The organism is Neptuniibacter sp. SY11_33, from assembly GCF_047778025.1.
Classification (GTDB): domain Bacteria; phylum Pseudomonadota; class Gammaproteobacteria; order Pseudomonadales; family Balneatricaceae; genus Neptuniibacter.
In genome coordinates, this window is sequence record NZ_CP180543.1 from 1578011 (window position 1) to 1603044 (window position 25034).

At 41.9% G+C, this 25034-nt stretch carries 34 protein-coding genes; 25 read left to right on the forward strand and 9 right to left on the reverse strand.

Features of this window, described 5'->3' with window-relative positions; translation table 11 throughout:
• Position 1 precedes the first annotated feature (1 nt).
• The 11 genes from ACMXYV_RS07405 (at position 2) to ACMXYV_RS07455 (ending at position 6166) form a co-directional block, all read left to right on the forward strand.
• On the forward strand, positions 2-370 hold the full coding sequence (locus tag ACMXYV_RS07405; RefSeq protein WP_415891140.1) for a cupredoxin domain-containing protein: 369 nt from the start codon (positions 2-4) through the stop codon (positions 368-370).
• Complete coding sequence (locus ACMXYV_RS07410; protein ID WP_415891141.1) at positions 363-719, forward strand: DUF2933 domain-containing protein; 357 nt, start codon at positions 363-365, stop codon at positions 717-719. The genes ACMXYV_RS07405 and ACMXYV_RS07410 overlap by 8 nt, the downstream gene beginning before the upstream one ends.
• A complete protein-coding gene (locus ACMXYV_RS07415; RefSeq protein ID WP_415891142.1) occupies positions 709-1344 on the forward strand; it encodes a methyltransferase family protein in 636 nt (211 codons plus the stop codon). The genes ACMXYV_RS07410 and ACMXYV_RS07415 overlap by 11 nt, the downstream gene beginning before the upstream one ends.
• Positions 1341-1682 (forward strand): cation transporter, encoded by a 342-nt coding sequence (locus ACMXYV_RS07420; protein ID WP_415891143.1) that lies wholly within the window; start codon positions 1341-1343, stop codon positions 1680-1682. Before ACMXYV_RS07415 ends, ACMXYV_RS07420 begins: the two co-directional genes overlap by 4 nt.
• Before the next feature lie 14 nt (positions 1683-1696).
• Positions 1697-2248: a carboxymuconolactone decarboxylase family protein gene (locus ACMXYV_RS07425; RefSeq protein ID WP_415887418.1), complete on the forward strand. Its 552-nt coding sequence runs from the start codon at positions 1697-1699 to the stop codon at positions 2246-2248.
• A gap of 163 nt (positions 2249-2411) precedes the next feature.
• Entirely contained in the window at positions 2412-2822 is a 411-nt protein-coding gene (locus ACMXYV_RS07430; RefSeq protein WP_415891144.1) for a hypothetical protein, read from the forward strand.
• 56 nt (positions 2823-2878) lie between these two features.
• The gene (locus ACMXYV_RS07435) at positions 2879-3226 is read left to right on the forward strand and encodes a P-II family nitrogen regulator (RefSeq protein ID WP_415891145.1); all 348 of its coding nucleotides are present in this window, start codon (positions 2879-2881) and stop codon (positions 3224-3226) included.
• A 376-nt stretch (positions 3227-3602) separates the two neighbouring features.
• On the forward strand, positions 3603-4181 hold the full coding sequence (locus tag ACMXYV_RS07440; RefSeq protein WP_415891146.1) for a c-type cytochrome: 579 nt from the start codon (positions 3603-3605) through the stop codon (positions 4179-4181).
• Positions 4181-5065, forward strand: a complete 885-nt coding sequence (locus ACMXYV_RS07445; RefSeq protein ID WP_415891147.1) for a c-type cytochrome — start codon at positions 4181-4183, stop codon at positions 5063-5065. Before ACMXYV_RS07440 ends, ACMXYV_RS07445 begins: the two co-directional genes overlap by 1 nt.
• Before the next feature lie 44 nt (positions 5066-5109).
• Positions 5110-5580 carry a c-type cytochrome gene (locus ACMXYV_RS07450; protein ID WP_415891148.1) on the forward strand — a complete coding sequence of 157 codons (471 nt, stop codon included), beginning with the start codon at positions 5110-5112 and terminating at the stop codon, positions 5578-5580.
• A gap of 127 nt (positions 5581-5707) precedes the next feature.
• Positions 5708-6166: an ATPase gene (locus ACMXYV_RS07455; RefSeq protein ID WP_415891149.1), complete on the forward strand. Its 459-nt coding sequence runs from the start codon at positions 5708-5710 to the stop codon at positions 6164-6166.
• A gap of 192 nt (positions 6167-6358) precedes the next feature.
• On the opposite strand, the gene ACMXYV_RS07460 is transcribed toward ACMXYV_RS07455, so the two are convergent.
• The 6 genes from ACMXYV_RS07460 to ACMXYV_RS07485 all read right to left on the reverse strand — a co-directional run bounded on the left by ACMXYV_RS07460 (position 6359) and on the right by ACMXYV_RS07485 (position 11286).
• Complete coding sequence (locus ACMXYV_RS07460) at positions 6359-6763, reverse strand: hypothetical protein (RefSeq protein WP_415891150.1); 405 nt, start codon at positions 6761-6763, stop codon at positions 6359-6361.
• Positions 6764-7312: 549 nt separating this feature from the next.
• Positions 7313-8020 (reverse strand): copper resistance protein B, encoded by a 708-nt coding sequence (locus tag ACMXYV_RS07465; protein ID WP_415891151.1) that lies wholly within the window; start codon positions 8018-8020, stop codon positions 7313-7315.
• 13 nt (positions 8021-8033) lie between these two features.
• The gene (locus ACMXYV_RS07470) at positions 8034-9989 is read right to left on the reverse strand and encodes a copper resistance system multicopper oxidase (RefSeq protein ID WP_415891152.1); all 1956 of its coding nucleotides are present in this window, start codon (positions 9987-9989) and stop codon (positions 8034-8036) included.
• Positions 9990-9999: 10 nt separating this feature from the next.
• Entirely contained in the window at positions 10000-10506 is a 507-nt protein-coding gene (locus ACMXYV_RS07475; RefSeq protein WP_415891153.1) for a plastocyanin/azurin family copper-binding protein, read from the reverse strand.
• A gap of 95 nt (positions 10507-10601) precedes the next feature.
• Positions 10602-10946, reverse strand: a complete 345-nt coding sequence (locus ACMXYV_RS07480) for a hypothetical protein (RefSeq protein WP_415891154.1) — start codon at positions 10944-10946, stop codon at positions 10602-10604.
• 28 nt (positions 10947-10974) lie between these two features.
• Positions 10975-11286, reverse strand: a complete 312-nt coding sequence (locus ACMXYV_RS07485) for a hypothetical protein (RefSeq protein WP_415891155.1) — start codon at positions 11284-11286, stop codon at positions 10975-10977.
• Between the two features lie 132 nt (positions 11287-11418).
• Between ACMXYV_RS07485 and ACMXYV_RS07490 the strand changes: the two genes are divergently transcribed.
• From ACMXYV_RS07490 to ACMXYV_RS07530, 9 genes are all read left to right on the forward strand, one after another.
• Positions 11419-11757, forward strand: coding sequence for a hypothetical protein (locus ACMXYV_RS07490; RefSeq protein WP_415891156.1), 339 nt, complete (start codon positions 11419-11421; stop codon positions 11755-11757).
• A 90-nt stretch (positions 11758-11847) separates the two neighbouring features.
• Positions 11848-12258 carry a Cu(I)-responsive transcriptional regulator gene (cueR, locus tag ACMXYV_RS07495; RefSeq protein WP_415887432.1) on the forward strand — a complete coding sequence of 137 codons (411 nt, stop codon included), beginning with the start codon at positions 11848-11850 and terminating at the stop codon, positions 12256-12258.
• Complete coding sequence (locus ACMXYV_RS07500) at positions 12258-12749, forward strand: DUF411 domain-containing protein (RefSeq protein ID WP_415891157.1); 492 nt, start codon at positions 12258-12260, stop codon at positions 12747-12749. The genes cueR and ACMXYV_RS07500 overlap by 1 nt, the downstream gene beginning before the upstream one ends.
• A gap of 14 nt (positions 12750-12763) precedes the next feature.
• The gene (locus tag ACMXYV_RS07505; protein ID WP_415891158.1) at positions 12764-12982 is read left to right on the forward strand and encodes an SHOCT domain-containing protein; all 219 of its coding nucleotides are present in this window, start codon (positions 12764-12766) and stop codon (positions 12980-12982) included.
• Positions 12979-13404, forward strand: a complete 426-nt coding sequence (locus ACMXYV_RS07510) for a c-type cytochrome (RefSeq protein ID WP_415891159.1) — start codon at positions 12979-12981, stop codon at positions 13402-13404. The genes ACMXYV_RS07505 and ACMXYV_RS07510 overlap by 4 nt, the downstream gene beginning before the upstream one ends.
• A gap of 800 nt (positions 13405-14204) precedes the next feature.
• The gene (locus tag ACMXYV_RS07515) at positions 14205-14714 is read left to right on the forward strand and encodes a DUF6957 family protein (protein ID WP_415891160.1); all 510 of its coding nucleotides are present in this window, start codon (positions 14205-14207) and stop codon (positions 14712-14714) included.
• A 525-nt stretch (positions 14715-15239) separates the two neighbouring features.
• Complete coding sequence (locus tag ACMXYV_RS07520; RefSeq protein ID WP_415891161.1) at positions 15240-16010, forward strand: metallophosphoesterase; 771 nt, start codon at positions 15240-15242, stop codon at positions 16008-16010.
• 131 nt (positions 16011-16141) lie between these two features.
• Positions 16142-16447, forward strand: coding sequence for a hypothetical protein (locus tag ACMXYV_RS07525; RefSeq protein WP_415891162.1), 306 nt, complete (start codon positions 16142-16144; stop codon positions 16445-16447).
• Positions 16448-16669: 222 nt separating this feature from the next.
• The gene (locus ACMXYV_RS07530) at positions 16670-16885 is read left to right on the forward strand and encodes a hypothetical protein (protein ID WP_415891163.1); all 216 of its coding nucleotides are present in this window, start codon (positions 16670-16672) and stop codon (positions 16883-16885) included.
• A 1248-nt stretch (positions 16886-18133) separates the two neighbouring features.
• On the opposite strand, the gene ACMXYV_RS07535 is transcribed toward ACMXYV_RS07530, so the two are convergent.
• Positions 18134-18361, reverse strand: a complete 228-nt coding sequence (locus ACMXYV_RS07535) for a hypothetical protein (protein ID WP_415891164.1) — start codon at positions 18359-18361, stop codon at positions 18134-18136.
• A gap of 352 nt (positions 18362-18713) precedes the next feature.
• Between ACMXYV_RS07535 and ACMXYV_RS07540 the strand changes: the two genes are divergently transcribed.
• A complete protein-coding gene (locus ACMXYV_RS07540) occupies positions 18714-19451 on the forward strand; it encodes a hypothetical protein (protein ID WP_415891165.1) in 738 nt (245 codons plus the stop codon).
• A 428-nt stretch (positions 19452-19879) separates the two neighbouring features.
• On the opposite strand, the gene ACMXYV_RS07545 is transcribed toward ACMXYV_RS07540, so the two are convergent.
• Both ACMXYV_RS07545 and ACMXYV_RS07550 read right to left on the reverse strand, forming a co-directional pair.
• Positions 19880-21484, reverse strand: coding sequence for an ABC-F family ATPase (locus tag ACMXYV_RS07545; RefSeq protein WP_415891166.1), 1605 nt, complete (start codon positions 21482-21484; stop codon positions 19880-19882).
• Between the two features lie 234 nt (positions 21485-21718).
• Complete coding sequence (locus ACMXYV_RS07550) at positions 21719-21946, reverse strand: DUF1127 domain-containing protein (protein ID WP_415891167.1); 228 nt, start codon at positions 21944-21946, stop codon at positions 21719-21721.
• A 105-nt stretch (positions 21947-22051) separates the two neighbouring features.
• Between ACMXYV_RS07550 and ACMXYV_RS07555 the strand changes: the two genes are divergently transcribed.
• The 4 genes from ACMXYV_RS07555 (at position 22052) to ACMXYV_RS07570 (ending at position 24954) form a co-directional block, all read left to right on the forward strand.
• The gene (locus tag ACMXYV_RS07555) at positions 22052-22984 is read left to right on the forward strand and encodes a LysR family transcriptional regulator (protein WP_415891168.1); all 933 of its coding nucleotides are present in this window, start codon (positions 22052-22054) and stop codon (positions 22982-22984) included.
• A gap of 175 nt (positions 22985-23159) precedes the next feature.
• Positions 23160-23897, forward strand: a complete 738-nt coding sequence (gene dnaQ, locus ACMXYV_RS07560) for a DNA polymerase III subunit epsilon (protein WP_415891169.1) — start codon at positions 23160-23162, stop codon at positions 23895-23897.
• A 137-nt stretch (positions 23898-24034) separates the two neighbouring features.
• A complete protein-coding gene (locus ACMXYV_RS07565) occupies positions 24035-24613 on the forward strand; it encodes a hypothetical protein (RefSeq protein WP_415891170.1) in 579 nt (192 codons plus the stop codon).
• Complete coding sequence (locus ACMXYV_RS07570; RefSeq protein ID WP_415891171.1) at positions 24613-24954, forward strand: hypothetical protein; 342 nt, start codon at positions 24613-24615, stop codon at positions 24952-24954. The genes ACMXYV_RS07565 and ACMXYV_RS07570 overlap by 1 nt, the downstream gene beginning before the upstream one ends.
• Positions 24955-25034 lie beyond the last annotated feature (80 nt).

A 25034-nucleotide genomic window follows, 5' to 3' on the forward strand; every position in this document is an offset into this window, starting at 1 on the left:
CATGTTGATAATCAATTTATTAGGTTTCGTTTTGATCGGCTTAATCATCTGGTGGTTTTGGCTTTATAAGCCCAGTACTACAGCCGTGACAAAAGGCACTGTCCCCATAACTGTTGAGAACGGGGTATACAGCCCAGCACAGGTTCGTGTGCAGGCTGGCGAACCCATTATCCTCAGCTTTGTTCGTAAAGACAGCTCGCCTTGTTCGGCCATTGTTCAGTTTGATGACTTAGGGCTGAGCGAAGAGCTGCCTTTAAATAAAGCTCAAGAGATAAAACTTGAATCTTTAAAACCGGGTAAATACCCATTTTCATGTCAGATGCAGATGTATCGGGGTGAATTAATTGTAGAGGGTCAGGGCAATGAGTAAGAAATCTTCATTCTGGTGTTCTAAAAGTGGATTGGCAGCGTTGTTGATGATTGCTGTCATAGGCTATTTCCTATTAGTAGAACATGCAGAGCATATTTTCCCTTACTTACCATTCCTCTTCTTACTGATGTGCCCACTGATGCATCTATTTATGCATGGCAGCCATAGCCATGGTGGGCATAAGCACGATTCTAGTCAGACTGAGGATGCAGTGCCTTCTCAAGAACATAGGCATGAGAACTTTGTCGAACAGAGTGAGCAAAACGATGCTTACCGGGAAGGTTACATTGAGGGTTTAAAAGCAGCGAGAGAAGAAGAGAATCAAAAGGAGCATAAACATGAGCAATGATTATGGGTTGTGGTCTTTGGTTGTTATCAACTCTGCTGTTTTTATCTTTTTCGCATTTAGTTTTATTAAACCTAAAAGCAAAATGGATTGGCGGAGTCTGGGAGCATTTTCAGCTTTCATCATTGCGCTCTTTACAGAGATGTATGGTTTCCCCTTAACGATCTATTTCCTTTCGGGATGGCTGAGTGAAATCTATCCACAAATCGATTTCTATGCTCATGAAAATGGTCATCTTCTGCATACCTTACTGGGGTTCGAAGGTGATCCCCATTTCGACCCACTTCATTTGGCGAGCAATGCACTGATTGTTATTGGCTTCTTTATTTTAGCTTCGGCTTGGAATGTATTGTATCAAGCACAGAAGCAGCATCGTTTAGCGAAAGACGGATGGTATGCGCGGTGTAGACATCCACAGTATTTGGCATTTGTACTGATCATGTTTGGCTTCCTACTGCAATGGCCAACGATTCCAACCTTAGTGATGTTCCCTATCTTGGTCTTTGTCTATGTGCGGTTAGCAAAGTATGAGGAAGGTATCGCTTTGGACGAATTTGGTGGCGAATATGAAGTATACAAAGAGACTACACCAAGGTTTATTCCGCAAATTGGGAGAGTTGCCTCATGAAAAAAGAGCATCGTTTAGGAGTATCGGAAACTAATCTTGTAGAGAGACATCTGAAGGTTCAGGAAGCTACGGATGAACAGATCTGTGCTGTAGTCGAGGAGATCGATCAGCTCTATGGGATTGATGAGGTGAGTTTTGATCCGGAGTTAAAGGTATTTATTCTGGAGTATGATGCAACACGACTTTGTATCGATAGTTTGGAAGACGTGATCAAGGAGCATGGCGTAGAAATTAGCCATGATTGGTGGTCAAGGTTTAAAGAAGGTTATTACAGGTTTGTGGATCAAAATGTGCATGACAACCTTACGCATAAGCCTTGGAGCTGCCATAAAAAGTAATAGTGGAGAATTAAATGCGAATTAGTACTAAAAAGCTTCAGGATTATCCGTTCTATCTTCGGCCATTCTTTTGGAATCAAAACCGTAAATACGGCATGGTTCTCAAACCAGCATTGCTTTGGGCTCGTATCCCCCGGCTTTTTGCCACAGTTGCTTTATTGTTTGGTGCGCTAGATTCAAGAAAGTCAGCAATCACCCCTTCATTGCGATCGATGATTACGGTGAGAGTCTCTCAGATTAATTGGTGTGAATTTTGTGTTGATGTGAATTCTTATATGTATGCGAAACGTGCAGGGGATGAATTAAAGCTAGAAGCTTTATCCGAATGGGCTGAAAGTGATTTATTCGATGAACATGAACGTCTAGTTTTAGACTATGTAGATTCAATCACGTTTAGCGACAGGCAAGTTACAGATACGCTAATGACAAGGCTGCGTTTGTATTACGATGAGGATGGCATTGTTGAATTAACAGGGCTGATCGCTTTTCAGAATATGTCGAGTAAATTTAACAGTGCGTTAGATGTGCCTTCTCAAGGCTTTTGTCGTATTCCGTCCAAAAAATGATTTTTATCAATAAACGGGTTTAAAGCGACCCTTTTTATACCTCTTTATTGACCTTCCAGTTACTGGAAGGTCTAAATTTGATTACTAGATTCTAGGCACGATTCTGATGGATTTATGCAGGATTGTGGAAGATCGTTTTAAAATTGCAATCAAGGAGCGTGTAATGAAACGTTTAATGGTAGGAATGCTTAGTGTTGTTTTGATGAGCGTAGGTTTTTCTGTTAGTGCGCATCAGCAGGGTGAAGGGATGCAGAAGGGCATGGATGGTGAGCGCTCCCAGATGATGAAAATGCATGATCATATTGGGAAAACTGAAGATTTAATGAAAGAGATCCAGAGCAACAAGCATCCCGAAAAGCGCCAGGAAATGATGCATGAGCATATGAAGAATATGCGAATGGGTATGGATATGATGCATGGTTCTGGAATGATGGGGGATTACAAGGGGGATAAAGATCCTTGCCCTCATATGGATTCACGTATGGGTATGATGCAAAAGCAAATGGGTATGATGCAAAGAATGATGAAACAAATGATGGAGCATCAGTCTCAAAAAGATATGCCAATGCATTGATCGTATTTGATTTGAAATGAGGGCTTGGCCTCATTTCTTTATCTGGAGGTTGTGTCATGAGCTTGAAAAAAGTCAGCGCTATCTTTAATGAGATGGAGAAAAGTAAGCTAGAGGCTGCTTTTTTGAAGGCCGGTGTGTGTGGCTATACAATCCACAATGTTCGTGGACATGGAGTATACAATCAGATCTATGGTCAGACCGATCTAGTTGAGCACCTTCAAGTGGATATCTACACCTCATCAGAATATGCTCAAAGCATTGCAGAACTTATCGTCAATACTGTTTCTGTTAATGCCGATAGCGAAGGGTTGGTTGCAATTATTCCTGTTGAAGGTCTGTATTGGATCCATACAAAAGAAAAGGTTTCGGATACTGAGTTTAAGTTTTATCCACCAAAAAATTGAGCTCAATATGTTTTCATTCCGTGCTTTGAAAAGACTCAAGTTCTTGTTGTCCCTACCTCTTATTGTAGTTGTATTAGTACAGCCTGTTCAGGCAAAGCATATAGAAAATCAAGGGTTAGCGATCAGTTACAGCGGGAGTGGTTCGCTGCATTTACATGATCATGGGGATAAGCATGTGTTTGATTGTCACTCAGGGCATGTTTTGGCCATTCTAAAGACTTGTTCTTTCACTCGAAGTAACTACATTCAAATCGCTTATGAATGGGTAACAATGAGCGATCATTCAATCATAATGCCAGAAGATCCACCCCCTCCTAAATCGTCGCATTTGATATGAAATGGGTACGGAATTTTAATTTTTTATAGAGAAAACATAATGTTTAAAAAATCAGCTAAGTATTTAATTGCGTTAAGTCTGACTGTTTCATCTTCTGTAGTTATGGCGCATGGTGGAGCGACAGGTATCGTAAAAGAACGTATGGATGCGATGGGAGATATGAAAGATTCCATGAAAGAAGTCTCTGATATGTTCAAAGGAAAAACTCCTTATGATGCCGATAAAGTTAGAGAAGCGGCTGAGATTATTAAGGGGCATTCGGGTAATGCTTTAACGAAGTTATTTCCTGAGGGGAGTATGCAGCATCCTACGGAAGCTAAGCCAAATATCTGGGATGAATGGGATCGCTTTACTAAGCTAGCAGATCACTTAGAGGTTTTAGGTGAAGGCTTAATAAAGGCAGCGGGGAATACAGAAGCACCTAATGAAGATAAAGGAATGATGGGTGATTCCGGGATGATGGGCAATGACCACATGATGGGAGGATCATCTATGATGGGCGGGCATATGGTTCATACCGCAGAGGAGTATGGGAAAATGCCCGTTGAGATGGTTTTCAATATGGTGTCCGATAACTGTTCTTCCTGCCATACTCGATTTAGAAAAGAGAAAGAGTAATGAAGCGTTCGTTAATTATCCTTTTGGGAAGTAGTGTGGCCTTTGCCATTGGGTGGAAAGGCCTGACTAGCGAAGCCACTATTACATCTTCACTCAAAGGCTTAGAAGGTGATGTCGGTCGTGGAGCGTACCTAGCCAGAGCCTCTGGCTGTATTGCTTGTCACACGGATGTGGTCAATGGTGGTGCTGCATTAGCCGGAGGACCGCCATTGAAAACGCCTTTCGGGACTTTTTATGCCCCTAACCTTACAACTGATAAAGTACATGGTATCGGCGGCTGGAATATCGATGATTTCTCATTGGCTTTACGTTCCGGTAAAAGTCCTCAGGGTGATAGTTACTACCCAGCGTTTCCCTATACGTTTTACACAAAACTTAGTGATCAGGATATTGCTGATCTTTGGGCGGCATTTAAGACTGTTCCAGCTATTGGGGTGTCAGCAAAAGATCATGAGTTAGGGTTCCCTTTCAATCAGAGAGCAGGGTTAACTTTATGGCAGGCATTGTTTTTCAATGAGGAGCGGTTTCAGCCCGATACTTCAAAGGGCGAAAAATTCACCAGAGGGGCTTATCTTGTTGAGGCTGCTACCCATTGCGCAGCTTGTCACAGTGAGCGTAATGTATTGGGTGCATTAGATCAAGATAATCCATTCACTGGCTCAGAATCGATGTTAGAAGGTGAAGGCCGAGTTCCTGCTATCACTAAACAGGCATTGCTTGAGAAAGGCTGGACCGAGCTAGATTTGGCTTATGCTTTGAAATCGGGCTTGAAACATGATGGTGATGCTTTCGGGGGGAGTATGGGAGAAGTTGTTAGAGATGGTACCTCGTTTATGCGCAAAGAAGACCGTGAAGCAATAGCTTATTATCTGATGAATCAATAATTTTAGGCCCTCAGCAATGAGGGCTTTTTTATAGGCAAGAGAATATGAAAACACTTTTTATTATCTTGATTTCAACTTTTCTTGTTGGATGCGATATTGATCATAAGCAGGTAGATAGTTATGAAGAGCTTAAGTTTTCAAGTAACGGGGAGCGTATCTATTTCACAGGAAGGAATGAAACTGGAGAGTCTGTTAATTATCAGGGAGGTGGTATGCATAGTCAGATGCATTACTCTCGCTGTGTAGATTGTCATGGTGAAAATCGCGAAGGGGGGAAAAGGATGTACCCAAAATTTTGGATTGTAGCTCCATCTCTTACAGCGCACGCTCTATTTGATGACCACGAAGGTTCCGGTCATGGAGAACATGAGGCCTATACTCGAGAAAGTTTAAGCAAAGCCATCCAGATGGGTGTTTCACCAGATGGTCATTTGTTAAATGATGCAATGCCTCGTTGGAACCTTAAAAAGAAGGATATGGATAATTTGGTAGATTATTTGTCGAAAGGTAAGTAGTGCTAGCTAAGAAAAAGGTCAGCCATGATTACAGGAATGGGCCTTTCAGCTTAAATTGGTTCAATTGGTTTTATGATAAATCAGAGTGAAATTAAATAAGTTATCTAAATACTAAAGGGCGATGATTATGCAGATTGAACAGATAAGCGATATTCTTGATTGGATTGTAAATTATCATCAGCAGATTGCTAAATGTTATGAACATTGTTCAGATCAGAGTGAGTCCCCTAGAGTAAAAATGCTCCTCGATTATATTGCGGACCATGAAAAGCAGCTGACTTTGACGATTGCTCGTTATGAAGAGGAAACGGAACTTAAGGACCTCAATACTTGGTGCATAGAATATGTCGATAAAGCACCCGCTTTAGAGCATATGTTGTGTGAATCAAACCTCAATGAGATGGACACTAACCAAATTATGGTTCGTACAGCCAGCATTCACAATCAACTACTCGATCTATACCAGCATCTAGTATCGAGAGCGGGAAATGCGCGAATAAGAGAGTTATTCAATGACCTCATACTGCTTGAGGAACATGAAATAATGCGTATGGTGAAGTCTTCAGAAGGTCTAAGCGATATTTGATTTTCGCTATTAAATAAAAGTTTAGTTTACTCGAGCAGCTCAACGAAACTATCGTTAGCCCGTGGAATTTTTTAATGCGCATCGTTTATTTAAATATCAAGCAAAGGTGGTGTGTAAAAATCGATGAGGGCATGAGAATTACCTAAGAATCATCCCTCAAGCAGATGAACTCTACTTGAGGGAAGGTTAAGCTTATTTAGGGTGCTTATCGCCTTTCATCATATTCCCCTGAGGACCGTCTCCATTTTTTTGCATGTAATGTTTGCCTTTTGGGGATTTGTGCTCATGTTTATTCCAGTCAGGATGATGCTCAGTTTTTGCTCCTGCAACATGTTCTTTCCCTTCCATCATATGACCTTGATGTCCATCACCACCGTGTTGCATGTAATGGGTATTGGATGTATTTGGTTCCACTTTCTTATACTCTTCGTGCAACTCATGATCTTCCATTTTACCTTCTGGATGATCAGGTCCTTTCATCATATGTCCTTGGTGACCATCTCCTGAATGTTGCATGTAATGTTTTTCGTCTGCCATAACACCGGCGCTTAAACTCATAGTGCCGACTACTAGAGCGATTGGTAGTAAATGTTTCATAATGATTTCCTTCCTGTGTTATTTCGTTTATTTACATTCATGTTAGGAGTTACAGTTGCTGGAAGGTCAAGGCATTTAATTAAAAAATATTTATCTTTCTTGTGGAGGGTAAAAGCCCTGTTATTTCGCTTTTAATATCTGGAATGAGTGCATTTGTGAAGTTGAATAATGACTTAGGTATGAATAATAAAACTCTGTGATTTGTTTTTTATCGAGGCACTGGTAGGTGTATGCAAAAGTGATATTAGTCATCTTAAAAATAGTAGCTGAACAATAAGGTTAGTATCGCTCAGGTATCGCTCAGGTAGGGCTTCATATAGATAGTCGACATAGCTTTCCTTACTGTAAATAGGGGAATTTCCTCTTTGCAGAGGATATTGACGGTATGACCGCCTATTCGACGAATACGCCTTCTAGGGTGAATTGAAAGATTTCTTGACTTATACAGGCTTTACGTACCCTTAAAAGGAAAACGCCTGATGAAGGACATCAGGCGTCGAGGTACAGCAGAATCTATTACCGAGCTTTAAGCTAAGTGAATTTTAAAGGTTAAAACCATATTCGAATTCCCATGACGAATTGAGTGTCATTGGTATCTTCACCTTCTTCTCGGGCAAAATCGGCAGTATCACCAAATTTTTTCTCCCAATGTATGCCAATATAGGGAGCTATTTCACGTCTTATTTCGTAGCGTAGGCGAAGGCCAGCTTCAATGTTTGATAGGCCGGAACCAACTTCTCGTACTTCATCATTTTTGCCATGAAAATTTACTTCAATCTCAGGCGAGAGAACCCATTGCTGAGTGAGCACCATTTCATACTCAGATTCTAATCGCAGTGCAGTTTGTCCATCTTCACCTATAAACAGGCTGGCGTCAGTTTCAAAGTAATAAGGAGCGACACCTTGAACGGCAATTACAGCCCAATCTTGTGTCGGTTTAGGATAGAAATCGTGTCTGACGCCAAACTGAAGGTCCCAATAAGGATCAATTGCTTTGCTATACAGTAATTGCAGCTCTGCTTTTTCAGTTTCTCCGTTTACTCGTTCCCCTTCCGTTTTGAATACTAGTTTATCAAGGTCGTACCCGGCCCAGCCCTGAATTTCCCAGGCAAATGGTTTGCCTGAACTTGCATCCCTTTTTTCTAGTTGATCGATGGTGATCATTGTCAGTAATGGGTCATCTTTACCTGCTGCTTCAGCTTGGAAGGTAAGAGCAAGCATGGCAAAAACTAATGTTTTGTTAATCGTATTCTTCATCTTTTTCTCCCTTTTAACTGACATGAACTTCACGAAACATACCAAGCATGTGGTAGATCAAGTGGCAGTGAAACGCCCATTTACCTTTAGCGTCTGCGGTTACTCGGTAACTTATTCTAGCGCCAGGTTGTACTACGACAGTGTGTTTGCGTGGGATGTATCGGTTATCACCAGTTTCTAGATCGCTCCACATACCGTGAAGGTGCATAGGGTGATTCATCATGGTGTCGTTAACAAAGTTTATCCGTACTCGTTCGCCGTATTTGAGCTTAATAGGGTCTGCATCACTGTATTTAACACCATTGATTGACCACATGTAGCGACTCATGTTGCCTGTAAGGTGCAGATCAATTTCACGAGTTGGGTCACGCGGATCGGGTGTTGGGTTAAGGTTTTTTAGGTCTGCGTAAGTCAAAACGCGTCGTCCATTGTTTCTTAAACCTACCCCAGGGTCATCTAATCGATACTGAGGATTATCGGCCCGCATATCCACATGTGGCCCGTACTCGGTGTCTACATGTTTAATTCCCTGGCTACTATTGGAATGCATGGAGTGATCCATACCTCCAGAATTTGCCATACTATGCTGCGAGTGATCTATTTGCCCCGAGCTGTTCATGTTGTGTTGGGAGTGGTCCATTTTTCCGGAGTTATGCATATTGTGCTGCGAATGATCCATTTCTCCTGAGCTATTCATGTTGTGCTGGGAGTGGTCCATTTTTCCGGAGTTATGCATATTGTGCTGTGAATGATCCATTTCTCCTGAGCTATTCATGCTGTGTTGGGAGTGGTCCATTTGGGAAGCGCTTCCCATGTTATGCATACCGTGGTCCATGCCCATATCGGTGTGCGTCAGTAAGGGTACAGGATCAAGGGCAGGGACTTCGCCCGTTAAAGCGTAATCTGGAGTGAGTGTACCTCTGGCATAACCTGATCTATCAATTGCTTGTGCAAATACTGTATAAGCCATGTCATGCTCAGGTTCTACAATTACATCATAGGTTTCAGCGACACCAATTCTGAATTCATCAACAGATACGGGCTGAACATATTGTCCGTCAGCTGCAACGACAGTCATTTTTAGGCCGGGGATGCGAACGTCAAAGAATGTCATCGCGGCACTGTTTATGAAGCGTAACAATACTTTTTCACCTTTTTTAAATAATCCCTTCCAACCCTCGGCAGGTGTAATACCGTTCATCAGAAAGCTATAGGTATAACCAGTCACATCAGAGATATCTGTTTGGCTCATGCGCATGACATTCCACATCTCACGTTCTTGGAATGTAGCTTCAACCCCTTTTTCCTTAATATCGCGCCAAGTATCGTTGAGTGTTCGCTCGTTGAAGTTGTAGTAGTGGCTCATCTTCTTGAGCTTGGCATAAACGTCATTTGGGTCTTCATCAGTCCAATCAGATAGCATAACGACATAATCGCGATCATAGGTATACGGTGGTGGTTCTTTAGGCTCAATTACGATAGCTCCATAAAGCCCTGTTTGTTCCTGAAAACCAGAGTGGCTGTGATACCAGTAGGTACCAGACTGTGTGACTTTAAACTGGTAGTTATAGGATTCGCCGGGTTTAATACCAGCAAAGGATAAGCCTGGTACGCCATCCATCTCCGGAGGGAGAATCAATCCATGCCAATGAATAGAGCTATCTTCAGCCAGAGTGTTGGTAACACGTAGAGTTACAGTTTCACCCTCTTTGAAGCGCAGCACAGGGGCGGGTAAGGAGCCGTTAACAGTTGTAGCAAAACGAGGAGCGCCTGTGAAATTAACGGCTTGCTTACCTATTGTGAGATCAAAGTTATTGCCCCTCAGTTCAGGAGTGCCGGTTTGTGAGGTAGCGGCAAATAAGGATTGGGATTTAAAGCCGAATCCCGCCAAAACTCCTCCCATCGCCAATCCGGTAACAAAGCGGCGTCTAGATGAGCATATGTTGATTGGTAAAGATTGTTTTTTCATCTGATTCCCCTTAGTTACTCTTGCCGACTTTTATTGTTGTAATCATTCCTGCTTCGTAATGCCCAGGTAAGGTACAAGCGGCTAAGAAGTTACCTGTGGATGTGAATTTCCATATCAGCGTTTTTGTTTCTCCCGGTTTTAAAGATAGTGTATTACTGTCTGAATGCTCCATCTCCGGCATATTTGCCATCTCCTGACGATGCATTTCTATCTGCTCACGTGTACCAAGAACAAATTCGTGGGGTAGTTGTCCTTCGTTAGTCACTATAAATTCGATGGTTTCCCCTAATTTAAACTGCATACCATTTAAACTGAATTTCATTTGATCATTGGCGCCGATCTCTAAGGTTTTAGTTACTTCGGAGCGATTACCTTTTTGCCCAATGTTAATGTGATGTTTATCCATCATTTCGTGGTGATGGGTCATCTGGTGGGATTCGTGTTTATTTATCCCCGCAAACGCTTCAGGGGCCATCACAAATGCTGATAGCAGTGTGGTGGTTATTAACTTATTCATGTGAACCTCGATTTAAAAAGGAACTGGTCGGCCGCGTAAAAATATTGTGACAGTGGCGGAGGGTGAACCCGACCAGTTCAGTACTTCATTTCAGCTTAAGCTGAGTTAGCTTGTTGATTTTGAGTGAAGGGGAAGCGAGGCGGTTTCTTTTTACGTACATAAGGATGAAATTGATAATCGTCATCAATTTCTTCGTAATGAAATACCGAGCTCAGTTGCGTTAAAGCATCTTGCGGCGGAAGTATTGCAGTAATTGAAGAGGTGCAATGGCTGAAATCGAAACTGGCTAAATTTCTTTCAGATATATCATGGCAATCAGTAACAGCGATTTTGTCGAAGGATTTTGATTCGGAGTGTATGTGAGCGAAAGAAATACTACTCCAAGACACTAAAGCTACTAACAATAAGTAATACCAGCTCTTGTGAATATGATATTTCATTGTTCTTTCCCGCGCTTCTGTGTCAGGTCTATTTAGGTGGTTTGTTACAGCAATGGGCTCTATGGCCAAAATTGTCTCTGACATTTTCATCAGAATATTGGTACCAGCTTCGTTTCCATTTGCTCAACAAACCGGATTTAAGTACAAACTGGTTGTTAGTTATTATCTGTTCTATTCCTAACCACTGAATTTTTGTTGCATCGTACGAAACTTCTAACCAGTCCTTTGCCATAAGTAACCCGATCACGCCATCCTGCTGGAAGAGCTCTTCGGTTAATGTTTCACTGTCTCCTACATGTGAAAATTTGATGCATCGCTTCTCTTTAGTGGCTGATGACATGAGTGTATTTCCCTTACGTTTTAATTCAGCTTAAGCCTTCCAGTTAGAGCAAGGTCAATAAAAACGGAAAAATTAAAAAACTATTTCTAACAGCTATTGTCATAGTGGGGAGCGTGGAGCTATATTAGAAATATGAATATAAAACGGCTTTTTACCATTTTTGCACTTCTGATGACGTTGTTTGGCACAACGCAGATGAGTGTGGCTGCAGCTTTGCCAATGGAACATATGTCTTCGGATATGCATTCTATGGTGGAGATGGATGGTGATAAGCATACGGTCATTGATTGTGCCGGTCAGCCAGGTTGTGAGCTAGAAAGCTCGTGTGGCGGGCATTTATGTTCTGCTATTTCTAGCCTTACAGCTATAGAGATAGCTCACCTCTCCTTCAGCGAACCAATATATAGAGCCTCTTTAGCGTCGCTTTATATTACTCAGAAAGATAGACCCCCTCAGTTCCTGATGAGCTAATCATCGGGGGCGTAATGCTTCCTGCTTATTCAAGATAATACCCATAAGCTTCAGCTATGGGTGCATGTTAATTATGCAGGGAATATCAAAATGAATATCTCACAAGCAGCTAAGTTCACTGGTTTGACCAGTAAAACAATCCGTTTTTATGAAGAAAAAGGAATAATTCCTAAGGCTAGACGGTCTGACAATGGCTATCGCTTTTACACTGAAGATCAGTTAGAAACTCTTGGTTTTATTAAACGTGCCAGAGGGCTTGGATTCTCGCTTGATGAGTGCAAGCAGCTTCTTGATCTTCAGCATGACCCTGACCGTTCTTCTGCCGCTGTAAAAGAGAAAGTGCAGCATAATTTGGATCGTGTTAAGAGCCAGATTAAACATCTAGAAGATATCAAGTCAGCTTTAATGAAAATGTCAAAATCATGTCCAGGTAATGCGGACCATGATTGCCCGATTTTAGAAGAGTTATGTCATGAAGGACGTGGAGAGGTTTTACAGTAATGGTTGATGCAATTGTGAAAATAAAAAGAGTTGTTGCTCTATGTTTAGTGACAGTCGCTTTACCGGCATATTCAGGGGATCCGTATTGGTTGGAAGGGCGAATCAATACTCAACACGAAATTGATGTATATCGCAGTGAAAGTTGTGGTTGTTGTAAAACCTGGATAACTCACTTGAAGGAACATAACTTTGTAGTTAGAGATCATGTGCTGGCTGACGTGACTCCTTTGAAAGAGGAGTTGGGAGTACCCAAACAGGGGTATTCATGCCATACAGCTAAAATCAACGGTAAGGTGATTGAAGGGCATGTGCCTGCACAGGCTATTAAAAAAGCATTATCAAATGAAGATATAAAGCTTCTAACGGTCCCTGGGATGGTTTCAGGTAGTCCAGGCATGGATATGCCGGGAGCACCAAAACATGCTTTCAAAGTTTACTCCGTCGACTCTGAAGGCGAAGTCGGAGTTTTCTCAGAATACGCTAACTATTAAGCAGGAGGCTAATTATGTGGCATGCAGATGGGATGTTTTCTTCAGGATGGCATGGATTAGGGATGATAATTTGGCTATTGATTATTGTTGTAGTGATTATGTTGATAGGTAAAGCAATATTTGGCAGAAGTAATCAAGTTTCTGCAGCGCTAGAGGCCCTTAATGAGCGTTATGCAAACGGTGAGATTTCTGAAGAAGAGTACTTGAAGGTGAAGGCAGAATTAGAAAAATGATTATACGAACAGGAATTGTTCTGGCTTTCGTAGTTGGAATTACAGGGTGCTTTGAATCTGAACCTAAGGTTGATGGTCGTTGGTATACCCAATCTCAGATAGATCTTGGAAAAGATGTATTTCTGAATAATTGTGCCGCTTGTCACGGCGCAGGGGCGCAAGGGACTAAAGAATGGAGAAAAACTCTTCCTAATGGCAAATATCCACCTCCGCCTCTAAATGGTTCGGCTCATGCATGGCATCATCCGCTAAAAGGCTTAAAAGCAACTGTCCAAGAAGGAGGAGCTAAATTCGGTGGAACTATGCCTGGGTTTAGTGGCTTGTTAAGCGACAGCGAGCAGGAAGCTGCAATTGCTTTTTTCCAGAGTAAATGGACACCAGAAATCTATCAGATGTGGTTGGATCGAGGTGGGCTTCAATAAGTTGAGGCGAAATAATATATATCGCCCTCTTGCTATTTTGGATAACAGCTGTTGCCACTTTGTAGAAGTGGCTAGCAGCACTGAATAACTCGGATTCAAGTATCTTAATTTAAGTAATTTCAAATTAATTAAGGCAATAATTGCGCTAGTTGCCATATTTTCCTAGTGAAAAATATACCGGTGTTTTATCCAACGCTTTGTATCTAAAGGGCTTTCTAAGTCTTACATCTACTAAATTAGTATGTGGCATGTGGGAGAAAAAGTACTGAGTTTAAGTGTTTAACTACAAAGTTGTAGTTTAGATCTAGGCCCAGTTATTTTGAGAATACTTTCCGCCTCACTCTCTGCAAATCATTTAGATCCATATCCGAACATATATAAGCTGCTATAACTCTGCATTACTCTGAGTCAGATTGGGGTGATAACTAAGCCCAGAGTTCCCTTCATACTGTTAAAGGCTAGCTTTCCCCATGCTCTGAAACAAACAAAAAACTATGATTTATATTCCCTACAATTTTCTTAAAAATGAGCAAAAAAGTGAAAAAAAATGGGTTTTTAGGACCGCTTTTAAAACAAAGCTTAGGCCTTTTATAACTTAGTGTTTTCCATCGGGAAAAGTAAGGATTTCCTATGCGAATTTTGATTGTTTTTTTGAAAGTCTAGGGCTGTTTTTTACAAATTTTAAAAAGTTAGCTGTGAATTATTATAATAAAAATCAATATAAAACAATAAGTTGCGTTGAGTGCTGTTCTGTACTAGTACTGTAGAGGTCTGTCTTGAATTGATTAACTGGGTGCAGCATGAAAAATAAAAAACATCAAAAAAAGGAAGAAGGTGAAAGCTCAGAATTAAAACAAAAAGTGGAAGATGATCAGGGGGCTGTCAAAGAACAAAATACACCTACGAGCACTGGGCTATCGATGAGCTTAGAAGAGGTTTTTGATCCGGGTGAATGGTTTGATGTTGGTTATACGGATAGGCCTTTCGAAGAGCTTGTTCTGATCGCTAATGAGATAGCTCCTTTTAAACCTGTTCGGATCGTTAAGTACTGGACTTGGTTCGATATCCAATGCGGTGAAAAAGCCATTCAGCGTTATGCAGCAGAAGGCTTCCAACCTATCATGCTTAAAGCAGATGAGATTCTTTATGACTCTACGCAGCCGGAATCTATCGGTCACTGGGTTCGTACGTCTCTTCTCCTTAAGTTTCACTCACCAGGTGCTTTTGAAACTCGAAACCGAATTTACATGATGATTGATCCTGGGCGACGGAAATCCGTAAGCCCCGCGTTTATCGCTTCGCTTTATTAAGGTAGGAGGTATTCGTATGATTCAAACGTTATTTTGCTCCCGCTTCCGGAGGAATTTGAACAGTGTGATACGGATTCTTTCTCAGCCATCTGGGCCTGAAGTCATCCATGTTCAAAAAAGATGCGGAGGTACTAGTTATTATGTTTTATCTACTCGGTTATACAAGAAACTGGTTGATCCAGAGCCAAAACTACATGGCTCAGATTGTAACTTATCTGGAGTGGAGGAACTGAAAAAAGCTGTGCCTATAATCCTACATGGCTTTACCCCTTACGTACGGCTTATTGATATTCCCAACCCATGGCGGAGTGAGTTGTTTTCTGATGCATTGGGAACAGGGTGTCCAACCATATCAGGAGAAGGCCCCTGTTATTACGCCTGGGATTGGAATAAATGGTTGGATTTTCGCTCCAAAAGCAATCGCAAAACTCGTTTTGGCGGGCCCGTTAATTTCATATCAGACGAAGAGGCCTCCACTCCCGTAAATTCTATAGAAAATGATTCGTCTAAGGGAGGAGGTGGGTCATGAAAATATTGGTGTATTCAGATCTTCATATTGAACTCTCGCCACTAACTTTACCTCAACAGGTGTGGGAGCAAGTGGATATAGTGGTTTTGGCAGGTGACATAGGTACAGCAAAAAAAGCAATTCAGTGGGTCAAAGAAAATGTTCCTGAAGATATACCTGTTTTATGGATATGGGGAAACCACGAATACTACGGTGGGCATCTAGCGTCTTCGCGCATTAAAGCGGTTCGAGCATTAGGTGAAGGGTCGAATATAAAAATCCTCGAGAACAACGCTATTGAATTAAATGGGATTAGATTTTTGGGATGCACTCTATGGACAGATTGTCGGATTCATGAGGATAAAATTAGTACATCGTTAGTCACTCAAGAAATTGCTGATCGTATGAATGACTATCGCCGTATTCGTACAGGAGGGAGTTATAGAAAACTAAGAGTCTCAGAGACCGTCTGCGAACATTTGACGTCTGTTAGATGGTTAAGGTCTGAATTGGCCGAACCATTTGATGGGCCTACTGTAGTGATTACCCATCATGCGCCTCTCTTAGAGTGTCTCAATGAAGTAGGTGATACTCTTTTGGATGGAGCTTATGCCTCCGATCTAAGTGAAGTTGTTGAAGAATATAGGCCCAATATATGGATTTATGGTCACACGCATGAAAAGAAAGATTTTATGAAGGGTGGAACCCGATTGATATCAAATCCTCGAGGTTATGTTAGCTTTGGGGAAGAGACGGGCTTCGATGAAACTTTTATCTTTGAAATTTGATATTTTTACTGTTGAGGCTAGAAACCAAAATACGTTCCTAATTTTGTCATGATTGCAGCATGTTTGAGGTTTCCGGTTTATAAGCTTTCCAAGATGTATTTTGAATCCTATGGAATCCGTGAGGTTATGTAATGCCGTGTTTTCTTGCGCTATATGAAATTAAGGGCATCACAGGAAATGCTGATGTGGCTAATCAGTTATTGGATAAGTCTAAGGAACTCATTAGTGGTAGTGAAGAGAAGACTGATTACTTAGATCGAAGCTTTAACTTTGTGTCGCTTGATGAAAAAATTTATCTCAGGGTTTTATTAGCTCCTAGTGAAGATAAAGGTTTTGGGTGTTTACTTGCTCGGTATTTAAAGCTGCCCCCTGTTGAATATGTTGATGATGTATTTGTGTATGAAGATGTTGATCGGATGATACAGAGTTCTCAATGAAGCAGTTTTGAGAAAGTTATATGGGGGAAATTGAGTCGGTTAATGTCTAATACGAGTGACATTAGCTTCCGTAGCTAAAAAGGTCATAGTTCTGCGGTTCGAGAATTTTATGGCTGTAGTCTTGAGTCAGCTTAGTTGGAAATAACCCGGAAAGAATTGCTAGTTGAGGGAGGACGGTTTGTAAAACGTATCTCTATACCTGGGGTTAAATCAAAGATACCTATGAAAGTGGATCACGTATCAAAACGACTAACCTTTGCTGGCAATACTGGCTCAATCTATGATTCCTTAACCCCAAACTACAATTGCCTGTGTACTGAGTTCTATGGATCAAGTGTTCTTGGACTGCTTGCAATGCCGGTATTAGAGCAGGGATTCAATGGTGAATACTCTGAAGTATATGAGCACTATGGTTACTATACGAAAATGGATTTCTGAATCTGACCAAAGCTATTGAAGTAGGCGAGTAACGGGCCATAGAGATGCTCGAACGGTTGGGTGAAAAATGCATAAAGTACTTTCTCTGATTGAAGTTTCCTTTATCAGTGATACGCTCAAAGCTCAGTTTAAAGGTTTGGTTGAAGTACGCCATAGAGCTATTTGTGCTGAGTATTGATTTGCCTCATATCAAAAAAAACGGAAAAGCCTTGGGGAAAGGTTGGAGTTTTGCAAAAAAGTCCTATGAGAAAGTGGGAAATTTGCAAGAAAGTCCTATGAGAAAGTTGCAACTCTATAATGAGTAATTCGGTAATTCAGAGATGACCTAACCTTTCTTGCCCGATTTAAAGGCTATAGTTCAAGCATTTTTACGGACGGAATAGGCCCTGAAGCGGGATGCTTAACTGTTCTAATACATCATCAATAAGAGACGGATCTAGCAGAGGGAGGGCGTTTGCGATGTCTAGGTTGATGATTGTGCCATTTGCTTTTCTGCATAATCAAGTAATTCTGAGTCTTCTAAACAGCCATGCCCAATAATAACGACAAGCTGTGCCTCTTCAAGAGTTGTAGTGGTTAACATGCGACAGGACTTCTTAACGCACTCCAACTTGGTTGTATTGATTCCAAAGGAGAGAGTGTTAAAGCTCTCAGCTTGGCAATCTAACAATGTCGTAAGGCTGCGGGCAGGTCGGAAGGGCGGTTCACTTATACAGTGGATACTGTGAATTCCACGAGTAGATTGCGTATCGATAATGCTGTTGGCTTTTCTGAGAAAGTTTATTGCATCTACAATTCGTTTAGCATCAGGGACAGCTCGATGTGGAGGTGGATTGGCTTTCAGTATCTTGAAGAATCTAGTGAACTGATCAGTAGAAAGTCGATCCAGCAGTTCTCGAATATCTCTAAGAGTATAGTTCGGTTTAATTCCAATCGCATTGAATAGCGTCTTGAGCAACTCACCATCATAGACTGCTGCGTCTGAATAGACATCCTCTGTCCCGAGTTGTTCATTTAGAGCAAAACAAGCCTGATGAATAGTAATTCCCTGATCTAAGAGTTGAGAGCGGGGGATACCATGGATTTGTTCAGTCTCGAGACCCCTGTGAGTCTATTCTTGAATCGGTTTAATTAGGAAGGAGCTTTAGTTACCTTCCGTATCAACCCATCCGACTTCTATTGGGTAACTATCCTCATGGATACCACTTGCTTCGATATCCAAGAATGTAAGGAGTTCATACGAGATCATCAGTGAAACCATACTTCCTGCATAAGATATGATTCAAGATCTGCTGGTTCTGTAGCAGATTGGAGTGCCGCATCAATCACATCAGAGGGCACATCTTGTGCAAAGGCAACTGCGATAATGGGTATGATTCTATCGAGCCTTCCGAGATCAATGAAGTGAACGTCTTGAGGAAATTTTTGGATGGAGTGAATGGCTTGGGTATAAGCAACTAAGTCTAGTGAGGCCATGGGTAATTCTCTTGATATGTATGTATATACAGTATAGGCTCGCTGTATGTATTGGCAAATATCCTAGGGCCTGTAGTCATATGATTCCTATAAGTTAGCCCTAAAAAATTTCAAGTTAACCCATCTAACAAAAAGATACGCTGGAAGTTTGGCCTATGCTGTAGATCGCCTTGCGGTTTCTCAAGTCATGTACTAAGTTATTGCTACGGCGCAGAGCCAACGCAGCATCAGCGTAAAACTGTGGAATAACCTCCGGCGCTTCATGAAAATTTTATTGTTGCCGCCCTCGAGTTACAAACGATGCCGATGTCTTTAGATATCAGAGGTGCGATCAACAGCAATAGGATTTTATATGTCTATCTATGCTTTCAGTACTGCACGAATTATATCTCCTGATAAATTCAAAAAAGCAACCCAACTTTTTCACCGGGAAGTGCGCTCAGACTTCGACTTGTCATTATCTCAGGCTCGAGAAATGTTCGCTAGGGCGCTAGGGTTCAGTGATTATCATGGGTTGCAGAATAATGATTCAATCGTAATAGAGCTCGACAGAATGCTAGAGGTGAAGGATATACCTGATTCCGTGAAAGAGATCTTGTTTGAGTTTTTCTTCTGTAGTCACTTCATAAATACTGGTAGCGAAAACACTCTATGTCTTGCTGTCAAAGGGCTAGGTAAGGAAGGGAGTTATGTATCTCCACATCCTCATGTTGATCACGGCCAAGGCCTTTTTCGTGAAGGTTTTGATCATATACGACTAGGTCAAGGGGTCGCACTACCTTTGGAAGATTGGAAGGTTTTTGTTAATGAGGTTGAAACAGAGGTCAAACAATCGACAGACCCCAATACATCCGACTTATGTGAATTAATTCTTCATCGTTTCAATCAAATCGATAGTGTTCAGTATTATTACGCTCCTGATTTGTTTGTTGGCGATAACACTGATTTGGAGAAGTTCATTGCTGAAAGCCAAAGTAAAGCCGACATCAGAAAAGCTCTTGCTGATTGGTATTCGCTCCAAGATGATTTTGCTACTCCTTTGAATGAGTTGATCTCCTTTTGTGAGGAAACATTAGATCTGTCTTCCTGACTTTTTGACTTTCAGAGCAACCCAGTGTTGCTCTGACATTAAGGCCTATCGGAAGCTCCCTAAATCAAGAATTCTTACCTAAGGCCAGAATTAAGTGATTTTGACAGCCAAAAATCACTATCAGGTTTCCCCAGACAAGCCTTTTGCGCCCTCAGTAAATACTGTCATTCAGTTCAAACTGGTTTCCTATTTATCTTTAACGTTTCTTGGCCATGTAAGCAAAAAACCCCGTCATATATGGGTTTAGAGATTGTCTTCGTGTTAATTACGTTTTGGTCTGTAAATTGCCAACGGTAGAATGAGGGTTGTAGGCTAACTTTGTCTTCGTTTTAATTAGGTTGGTACATAACTGTATTTGTTGAAGAGCATAAAACGAAAAAGGGCCTGATTTAATCAGGCCCTTTTTTTATTGGTATCTATGAAGGCTGTTAAGCAACTTGAGCAGCCATCTTTTGGCTATCCATATACTCATCGAAAGTGCCGTGGAAATTGATCATCTGCTGATCTTTAATTTCGATAACATGCGTCGCTAATGAGGATACAAATGCACGGTCATGGCTGACAAAGATCAGCGTGCCGTCAAAGCCAAGCAGGGCATTGTTTAGTGCTTCGATCGCTTCCATATCCATGTGGTTGGTTGGCTCATCCATAATCAGGACGTTCAAATCCATCATCATCATTTTGCCGAATAGCAGGCGGTTTTTCTCACCACCGGAACAGACTTTAGCTTTCTTGTTAAAGTCGTCAGCCGTAAAGAGTAAGCGACCTAACATGGCACGAACTTTTAAGTCATCATGTTTAGGAGTACGCCACTGGGACATCCACTCAAATAGGGTTAGATCAGAATCAAAATCAGCACTGCTATCTTGCGGGCAATAACCAATAACCGCATTTTCAGACCATTTGATCGTACCTTCGTTTGCCTGAAATTCATCCATTAGGCAGCGTAAGAAAGTCGTTTTACCGGCACCGTTCTCACCAATCACGGCAAGCTTAGCGCCGGCTTCTAAAATCAGGTTGCCGTCTGCGAAAAGCTTGTTATCTTCAAAGCCGTGTCCGACATCTTCTAGAATCAGCGCCTGACGGTGTAGTTTCTTATCTTGTTTCAATGTAATCGATGGAATTTGGCGGCTGGAGGTTTTAACTTCATCTAGCTCGATCTTCTCCATCTTCTTAGCGCGAGAGCTTGCCTGTTTTGCTTTAGAGGCATTGGCAGAAAAGCGATTTACAAACGCTTGTAGTTCATCCAGCTCAGCACTCTTTTTCGCATTTTCAGTTAACAGCTGCTCACGGATCAAAGAGGATGCTTCTAGGAAGTAATCATAATTACCCGGATAGATTCTTAGCTCACCGTAATCAATGTCCGCCATATGGGTACAAACCGCATTCAGGAAGTGACGGTCGTGGGAGATAATGATCATAGTGCACTTACGCTGGTTTAAAACCGATTCAAGCCAGCTAATGGTATGGATATCCAAGTTGTTGGTTGGTTCGTCCAACAACAAAATGTCTGGGTTAGCGAATAAAGCTTGTGCCAATAGCACACGTAGTTTCCAGCCTGGTGCTACCTGACTCATCAAGCCAAAATGGTATTCTTCGGCAATACCGGCTTCCAGTAGGATGTCACCGGCACGACTTTCCGCGGTGTAACCATCCATCTCTGCAAATTCACTTTCTAGGTGACCTACCTTCATCCCATCTTCTTCGGACATCTCTGGCAGGGCATAAATACGATCACGCTCCTGCTTTACCTTCCAAAGCTCAGTATCACCCATGATTACCGCATCGATAACCGTGTACTCTTCAAAGGCAAACTGATCCTGACTAAGCACACCCATCTTCTCACCCGGCGTGATAGACACGTTGCCCGATGTCGGCACTAGGTCACCACTCAGAATCTTCATAAAGGTCGATTTGCCGCAGCCGTTCGCACCAATCAAACCATAACGATTACCGTTACCGAATTTAGCCGAAATATTTTCAAACAAAGGCTCAGCGCCAAACTGCATTGTAATGTTCGCAGAGGATATCAAGTGAGTGTCCTGAGGGTAAAAAATTAGAAGATGTACAGCGGTATTAAATGGGCTGTGACAGAGGTGCGCACTTTACCAGAAAAGACAAGGAAAGAGGTGATTAATTAACCTGAAATTGTTTGAAAATCATCGTTGGCAATATAGGGTAAAGTCTCCGATTTTCCAGAGTTAGTTTTACTGATTCCCAAAATAGGAACCACAGTTCCTATTTTGGGAATCAGTTGGTGTTTTTTACTACTCAACCCAAAAAGCCTTTTTCGCTTCTTTGCGAGCCTGCTCTCTATTTATTCCTATATCTTTTAATTGCCCATTACTTAACTTCAGTAGCGCTTTCCGAGTGCGGTAGTTCTGTTGCCACTGTTTGAGAATACACGCCAACTTATGCAAATTCATTGTCGGAAGAGAATAACTATTTCTTATCTCTTTTGATGGCAGGTAGTTTTCGCATACTTGAATGCTCATCTATGTATCCTCCGTTTATGCTTAATTTGTAGGTATTATTGGTCTTGGGTTGCTATAGTGACAAACGATAAAAATTTCTACTCAGTTAACTAAAACTTAAGTGATATGGATCGTTTACCTCCTCTTAAAGCGTTGCGTGTTTTTTTGGTGGCTGCTGAGCATGGCAGTTTTAAAGTGGCGGCTGAAAAGTTGTTTGTGACGCAGGCTGCGGTCAGTCAGCAGATACGTCTGCTGGAAGACTACTTTGCAAAGCCTCTGTTTATTCGTCTGAATCGAGAGGTACGTTTATCTCCTGATGGCGCTTCTTTGCTGCCCTATATCCAGCAGGCGTTCAAGGCGATTGAGGAGGGCAGTCGTGCGCTCTCAGTCGATCCTTCACCTAATCAGCTTAAGATCACTTCGCTACCTTCATTTGCTGCGCGGTGGCTGATACCTAGGCTGGGTTCATTTCAGCAGGCTTATCCTGAGTTCAATTGCTTAGTGTCTACTTCCTGTGATCTACATGATTTCTCGGATGATAGTCAGGATCTGGCGATTCGTTTTGCTGAAGGCGGGAATACACAGCTGATGGAGAAAATTTTGACCGAGGATTATATCGTTTCGGTCTGCCATCCTGACCTTTTGCAAACAAAGGATGGAGCTGATCTGAATCTTGGCAGCTTACCTTTGTTGATTGATGACTCACCTGAACTTAAACAAGTTAATGCTGGATTTGTGCGAGAGATGGGAGGACAAAATCAGGTAGTTCTGCAACTGCTGGATTCTAGTCTTCAGGTGGATGCTGCATTGAATGGTCAGGGTGTTGCCCCGATTCGTTATAGCTTAGTGTACGAGTATATAGAACGCGGTCATTTAGTTTGCCCGCTTAAATGCTATTGGAATTCGCCTTATGCCAACTATCTAGTAGCGCCTGAAGCTAATTTTGAACGGCCAAAGGTGATGGCTTTTACCGATTGGATTATGGAAGAGGTTAGAGCCGTAGAGGCGCATTGGCAGGTATTTAAGGATACTTCCAATTTTTCACTGATGGATGATTAAGGTAAATGTGTCCTATCAGGTCTTGGATTTCTACGAACGTCAGGGGGCAATTTCTGGACATCTAACAACGAAGCTAATACCTCTTACATAGTCTGATATAGCGAGATCACCTGTTTACACAAAAATACTCTGTTATACTCGCGCCATTGTAGTGAGTGATTAAGAGGCCTTATTTATGTCGAATCGTCTGGTGATTCTGGATACTGAAACCACAGGTATGAACCAGGAAAGTGGTCCGCATTTCCAAGGGCATCGGATTATTGAGATCGGCTGTGTTGAGGTAATCAACCGCAAGCTGACCGGCAACACCTTTCACGTCTACATCAACCCAGAGATGCCGATTGACCCTGAGGCGATTGCGGTCCACGGTATCACAGATGAGCAGGTTAAAGACTGCCCGAAATTTGCTGAGATCGCACAAGAGTTTGCCGAGTTTCTCGATGGCTCTGAGATGATTGCACACAACGCCCCCTTCGACGTCGGGTTCATGGATCATGAATTCGGCAAGTTGGGAGCTGGTTGGAAGACAACAGATGAGCTCTGTAAAGTCACCGACTCCCTCAAGATCGCTAAAGATAAATTCCCTGGTCAGAAGAACAACCTTGATGCCTTATGTCGTCGATTAGGTATTGATAACTCCCATCGTGAGTTACACGGCGCCTTGTTGGATGCCGAGATTCTTGCCGATGTTTACCTGTTGATGACAGGTGGCCAAACCTCTCTGATGCTATCGGACGATGCGGCAGGTGGTGATGCAGGGCAAATCAGAAGGCATGCAGATGCGCTGCAAGGCTTACCTTTAGTGACGTTGTCTGATGAAGAGCTTGCAGAGCACGAAGCTTTTCTAAATATGCTTGATAAGAAAGCCGGTGGCAGCTGCACTTGGCGTCAGGAATTAGTTGAGGCGGAATAAGGAAGCTTTCGTCTCAAGTTGCCCCTACTACTTTTTATACAATAGGTTAGCTATGGTTTTTCAAGAATCTGACCGGTAAAGTGGGCAGAACCGTGTTACTTATACGGTTTAGATAGAGAAAATTTCAAGGATGGAAGATGTGTGAATTAAAAAGGATTTTACGCCTAACACTAATTAGTTGTTTGCTATTTAGTTCTAATCTTGCCTATTCAGGCGTTAAAGAAGACCCCATCTTAAAGGTCGATTACGGCCCTTCAACCGCTTTTAAGACCGGTACTGTAGGTAAGATCAATATTCCGTTAGACGAACTTACCAATGCAAAAATCGCAGTCTTGGATGGGTTAGTAATCATTTTTGACGATGGTTCTAATCTATCAATGGAAACGCTCACTGATAAGGCTATGGGATTCGAAGGCGTTGATATGCGCACTTGGCCAAAGTATCTCTTAGGAATACAAAGTGCTGGGTCTGAACCAGAGGGCTATAAATCCGATCTGGAACAATCTAAAAAGCACATTATTGACACTGAAATATCAGCTTACGAGATAAGAACGTTTCCTACCAAACAGGGAATCGGTTACTGGGCTATTGGCCCAAAAAAATCAGTCATCGTATTTACTTCATCTGTCATAGAAGACCAGGTAGCACTCTTGTTTGCTGAAAATATGGATGAGCAGCAAATTAAAAAAATCATCATTAATGGAGCACTTAAGTGATGACATTGTCACGTGAGGAAAAGGAAAATCTTCTGGCAATTATCGAAATTATCTACGGTTATGATTCGCAAATTAAAAACTATAAAAGTAGCTTTAATGCAGCGACTGTAGACGTAGTCGAGAAAGCTTTAACAGCCCTAACTAAATGTAATGAAAATATGAAAGCTTTAGTTGTTAGGATTGTGGGTGGAGCAGGGCGTCTGGCTAAAGGTTGGCTAAGAAAAGTCTTAAAAGCCACTAAGAGAATGCTTGCTCGAGAGAAAGTGAAATTCAACGGTCTTGCCTGCAGGAATATAGCTGCAGCCAATTGGAAGTCCGCTATCATCATGTCTGTTTATTGAAGCAATCAAAGACCATTATCTATAACTCCCTCGTTAGTCGAGAGGGAGTTATTTTAGTAACAGTTACAATATACAGAGCA